Genomic DNA, 3283 nt, shown 5'->3' on the forward strand with positions numbered 1-3283 from the left:
GACCCCAGCGTCCCAACCAGCAGGACCGCCCCCGTCCACCGCCACCCGCCGTGCCTCATATGACGAACACCTCACACACTCAAAGGCGGAGCACCCAGGCGGGCACCCCGTGATGCGGGAGTCCTAGGCAAGGAGGGTGCCAGCCCTCCGGGATGGGACAACCGTCGGGGAGCGTCGAAGGGAGTCGCTTGTTGGACAGCGGGTGGGCAAAGGATTGCCCACGGTGCGCACCCGGGAGTCCCGAAGGGCCCCGCAACCGTGCTAGGGCCTCGACAATGGCTGGGAACGACGCACGCGGCCGCACCCCGCTGTCCCTCGTGGGACAGGAGCCGGATCTCGTCTTCTACACGCGGCAGGCGACCGAACACGGCTCGCCCGTGCTGGTGCTGGGCGCCGCCAATGGCCGCGTGCCCTGGGCCCTGGCCGGCCACGGCTTCGCCACCGTGGGCGTGGATCCGTCGGACGTGATGATCCGCTCCGCCGAGGAGCGCCGCGCCTCCGAACCCCCCGAAGTCTCCGAGCGCACGCGCCTGCTGGCCCAGGACCTGCGCACGCTCCGGCTGCCGGAGAAGTTCCCGCTGGTGCTCGCCCCGCAGCACGCGCTGGGACTGATGCCCGGCCGCGATGACGTGGAGGCGTTCCTCGCCACCGTCGTCCACCACCTGGCCCCCGGCGGCACCTTCGTCTACGACGTGCTCAACGCCCCGCGCGAACCGGTGCTGCCGCGCGACGAGGACGAGCCCGGCTCCGCCGTGGAGCCCCGCCGGCCGCTGTTCGCCCTGCACCTGCGCGAGCGGCGCGCACCCGGCGGCCCAAGCCCCATCCGCCGCCTCAAGCTGCGCCACTTCCTCCCCGAGGAGCTGGAGGCCGCCCTCACCTCCAGTGGCCTCACCCCCCGCGAGCGCTTCGGCCGCTTCGACGGCAAGCCCTTCGACCTGGAGGACCTGCGCCACATCGGCGTCGCGGGGCTGTGACGCCGCCCCGGAGCCTTGGCGCTGGCTTCAGCGCTCGAAGCGGTAGCCCAGCCCCCGCACGGTGAGGAAGTGCCTGGGCGCTTCCGGGTCGGTTTCGAACTTCAGCCGCAACTGGCGCATGAAGTTGTCCACCGTGCGCGCGCTGCCCTCGTAGTGGTAGCCCCACGCGCCGGACAGCAGCTCCTCGCGGGTGAAGGTGCGGCCCGGGTGCGCCAGGAAGTGCGCCAGCAGCTTGAACTCCTGCGCCGTCAATTCCACCGGCTGCCCGTCGCGCGCCACCGTGCGCAGCGCCAGGTCCACCTTCACGTCTCCGAACGTCACCGGCGGCGCGCTGGTGCCCGTGGCCCCGAACCTGCGCCGGAGCACCGCCTTGATGCGCGCGAGCAACTCCTGGAGCCCGAAGGGCTTCACCACGTAGTCGTCCGCGCCCAGGTTGAGGCCCAATATCTTGTCCGACTCCTGGCCCCTCGCGGAGAGCACCACCACGGGCGTGTCGCGGCCCCGCTGGCGCAGCTCGCGGATGACCTCGTAGCCGTTGAGCTCCGGGAGCATCAGGTCCAACACCAGCAGGTCCGGCGCTTCGTCCAGCGCCTTGGCCAGGCCCGTGCGGCCGTCCTGCGCCTGGAGCACTTCGTAGCCTTCGAAGCGCAGGTTCATGGACACGCCGGTGAGGATGGACAGGTCGTCCTCCACCACCAGGATGCGGCGCGGCTTCTCGTCGGGCGTGCTCATGCGCGGCCCGCCGGGAGCTGGATGGTGAAGCGGCTGCCCTGGCCGGGCTCGCTCTGCACGTCGATGCGGCCTCCGTGCGCCTCCACGATGCGCTTGCTGATGGCGAGCCCCAGGCCACTGCCCTCCGTCTTGCGCGTGAGCAGGTTGTCCACGCGGTAGAAGCGCTCGAAGATGCGCTTGCGGTCCTTCCTGGCGATTCCCACCCCGTTGTCCTCCACCGACAGGTTCACGTGTCTGCCGTCCCTGAGCGCCTTTAGCGCGATCTTCCGGTTCGTCGGCCCGCTGTACTTGTACGCATTCTGCAACAGGTTGAGCAGCGCGCCCGACACCGCGACGCGGTCCATCTCCACCGGAGGCAGGCCGCCGGCCACCTCCACGCTCAACTCCATTTCGTCTCCCAGCCGCTGCGCGCGGAAGGCCGCCACCGCCGCGTCCACCACGTCCGTCACCGGCACGGATTCGCGCTGGTACACCTTGCGGCCGCTCTCGATGCGGGCCCAGTCCAACACCCGCTCGATCAGGTCCGACAGGCGCTCCGTCTCACGCGTGAGCAGGTCCAACACCTCCTGCATCTGCGCGGGGTCCTTCAGCCGGCCCAGCGCCAGCGTTTCGATGAACATGCGGATGGAGGTGAGCGGCGTGCGCAGCTCATGGCTCACCAGCGACACGAAGTCCGTCTTCATGCGCGACAGGCGCGCCTCGCGGTAGAGCACGCGGCCGGTGTAGATGACGCCAAACGTGAGCGTCAGGTAGAACAAACCCAGCAGCACGCCGTACACGGCGCGGTTGCGCGTGGAGGTGCTCGCCACGGGGTCCTCGCCGGTGGGCAGCACCACCAGCCGGAAGTCCTGCAACGGCGCGGACAGCACCCGCTCCGCGAGCACCGGCGGCCCCAGCGCGTTCTGCCGCGCCTGCGCCACCTCCGACATCAGCCGGTTGACGAGCCCGCCCTCGCCGGATGTGTCGCGCGGCACCGGCAGGAGCGTGAAGCGCACCGGCTCCGACGTGGCGCGTCCCTGCGCCTTCTCCGACAGCAGGCTGTCCAGCGCGACGGCGGACAGCCGCACGCCCTGCACCGTGGTGCCCTTGCGCTCGGCGGCCACCATCACCGCCCGGTTGCCCGGGGCGAGCGAGAACACGGTGGGCACCGTGGGCAGCGAGGCGGCCTCCGGCACCAGCGCCGCCAGGGACTCCGCGAGCTGCGGATCCTTCGTGCGCACCAGGCCGTTCTCCACGTGGAAGGTGCCCTCCGGGTCGGACAGCTCCTGGTCATCCGGCAGCAGGAACGCCAGCCGTCCGCCCTCCACCGCCTCCAGCCGTCCGCTGTTGAGCGCGCGGGGCACCTCCGCGGACAGGTCCGCGAGCGTGCCGCGCCAGGCGGCCTCCAGGCGTTTCTCCACCGCGGCGCGTTCGTTGATGATGGCCACGACGCCGAAGCCCGACAGGCCGGCCGACGGCAGCACGACCAGCAGGATGAGCAGCGCGAACGTGCGCCGGAAGCTGAGGATGACGGGCGCGGGGCGTAACACGACCTCCGTGTCTACACGCGACGGGGGCGGGGTGCTCGGGGCATTTGG

At 71.2% G+C, this 3283-nt stretch carries 3 protein-coding genes; 1 reads left to right on the forward strand and 2 read right to left on the reverse strand.

The features are described from left to right. Nucleotides 1-275: 275 nt before the first annotated feature. Nucleotides 276-974: a class I SAM-dependent methyltransferase gene (locus D7V88_RS39995; RefSeq protein WP_120545758.1), complete on the forward strand. Its 699-nt coding sequence runs from the start codon at nucleotides 276-278 to the stop codon at nucleotides 972-974. 27 nt (nucleotides 975-1001) lie between these two features. Here D7V88_RS39995 and D7V88_RS40000 read toward each other — a convergent pair whose 3' ends face one another. Together D7V88_RS40000 and D7V88_RS40005 are read right to left on the reverse strand one after the other, a co-directional pair. Further along, complete coding sequence (locus tag D7V88_RS40000) at nucleotides 1002-1706, reverse strand: response regulator transcription factor (protein WP_120538314.1); 705 nt, start codon at nucleotides 1704-1706, stop codon at nucleotides 1002-1004. Next, nucleotides 1703-3235 (reverse strand): sensor histidine kinase, encoded by a 1533-nt coding sequence (locus D7V88_RS40005; RefSeq protein ID WP_120545759.1) that lies wholly within the window; start codon nucleotides 3233-3235, stop codon nucleotides 1703-1705. The genes D7V88_RS40000 and D7V88_RS40005 overlap by 4 nt, the downstream gene beginning before the upstream one ends. Nucleotides 3236-3283: the final 48 nt, after the last annotated feature.

This window comes from Corallococcus terminator (assembly GCF_003611635.1).
GTDB lineage: Bacteria > Myxococcota > Myxococcia > Myxococcales > Myxococcaceae > Corallococcus > Corallococcus terminator.